The organism is Polynucleobacter corsicus (assembly GCF_018688255.1).
Classification (GTDB): domain Bacteria; phylum Pseudomonadota; class Gammaproteobacteria; order Burkholderiales; family Burkholderiaceae; genus Polynucleobacter; species Polynucleobacter corsicus.
Map to the genome: position 1 here is coordinate 725,838 of NZ_CP061314.1, position 1,897 is coordinate 727,734.

Sequence of the window (1,897 nt, forward strand, 5' to 3'; positions counted from 1 at the left end):
GAATTTCTGCCGTAAACCATTAAATTCATAGGATATTTTTAACGCTATTCCCCTTAAGGGGAATGCCCCATCCTTTGGAATTTTCTTGTGAGTTCAGCTGCTAATTTTTATCGATGCAAAATTTCTAAACTTGCCTTGGCGATTCTGAGTATTACCGCCTCAGGCAGTCTTTATGCCCAAGTAGATGCGGGAGCCCTACAGCAAGGCCTAGAGAAGCAACTGCCCTTACCTTCACCGTTAGCTTTGCCTGAGCCAGAGCGCAATATCTCTGGCCCATCTAGCCAGACTAAACAGGGTGAAGTGCGCTTTACTGTGAATCAATTTCAGCTTGAGGGTGTCAAGATTCTTCCGGAGGCTGAAGTACAAAACTTGCTGAAGGCATGGTTAGGCCGCCCCATCACGTTTGATGATTTGCAAAGTGCCTGTGATGCAATTCAGAATTTATATCGCCAAAAGGGCTATACCGTACAAGCAATACTGCCCCCGCAGAAAATTGCTGATGGGAAAGTCAAAATCATCATCACCGAGGCTAAGTTGGGTAAGGTTACGGTTGATATGCCACAAGGCGAGACTCGTTTTGGTCAGACACGGGCCGCTGAATACATTACCTATGCCAATGCAGTGGGTGAGCCTCTGAATATGCAGCACCTCGAAAGAGCCATAGTCATCCTCAATGAGACCCCCGGTGTTATGGTCTCCAGCCAGCTAGAGCAGGGGCAGAATGATGGCGAGGTTGATGTGCGCTTGCAACTAACTCAGCCTGGCATGTTGCAAGGGCGGGTAGAGACTAATAACTACGGAAGTAGAACTACCGGAGCCAATCAAGGCGTTTTTGCTCTCACTTTAAATAATCCAATGGGCTACGGGGACTCTATATCGGTTAATGGAATCGCCTCTGAAGGATCACAGTACATCCAAGGGGCTTATTCATTACCAGCTTCACCTAATGGATTACGTTTAGGAGCCTCTGCTACCTTCCTGAACTACAAAAACGTGAGCAATTACACCTATAACGGCGGTACAGGTGATGCCTGGACAACGGGATTGAGCGCAGCCTATCCTTTAGTCCGTAGTCCGGGCGCTAATTTGAACGGAACCGTCAATTACGACATCAAAAGTTACACCAATAAAAACCTGGCTACGAATGCTGTAACCAGCTCGTACAACATCAATAATTTATCGGCTGGTTTATCCGGAAATATGGTCGATAATTTTGGCTACGGAGCGGTCAATTCTGGATCGGTCAATTTGGTGTTAGGGCACCTCGATATTTTGTCAACCAGTGCTGCAAATTACGGTATGTATTTAGTACCAAATTCTAGCCCGGCAACATACCAATACATCACTCCATCCAGCTTCGCAAAAATGACATTTTCGGCAAACCGAAATCAGCAAATCGCAGAGGATGGAAAGACTACTTTTTACAGCACAATTTCTGGACAATTTGCATCTAATAATCTGAATTCTGCAGAGCAATTTTATTTGGGTGGACCCTACGGAGTTCGCGCATATCCTGTTGCACAATCCGGTGGTTCACAAGGCGGAATTTTCACGATGGAATTACGTCATCAATTACAAGAAAAATTAACACTCACAACATTCTTTGATGCAGGTGTAGTGCAGCAATACAAGAACCTGTATTCCAATTGGCAAGGCGCAACTAATGCTAACAATACATACTCACTGATGGGTGCTGGTGTTGGCTTACTGTGGGGATATGAAGGATGGAACATCAATGCATCTGTTGCATGGAAGGTGGGACAAAATCCACTCCATAGCTTCACTGGACAACCCGTAAATACAGATGGCACAACTACACAACCCAGGGGCTGGATTTCAGCAAGTTACAACTTTTAAGCCCCCTGTTGCAAAAAGGGTTTTAAAAAGCCCTTTTACT

The 1,897-nt window shown here is 45.4% G+C and carries 1 protein-coding gene; it reads left to right on the forward strand.

Going from position 1 to position 1,897, the window contains the following annotated elements; all coding sequences use genetic code 11:
* Positions 1-87: 87 nt before the first annotated feature.
* Positions 88-1,857, forward strand: coding sequence for a ShlB/FhaC/HecB family hemolysin secretion/activation protein (locus tag C2747_RS03905; RefSeq protein ID WP_215332591.1), 1,770 nt, complete (start codon positions 88-90; stop codon positions 1,855-1,857).
* Positions 1,858-1,897 lie beyond the last annotated feature (40 nt).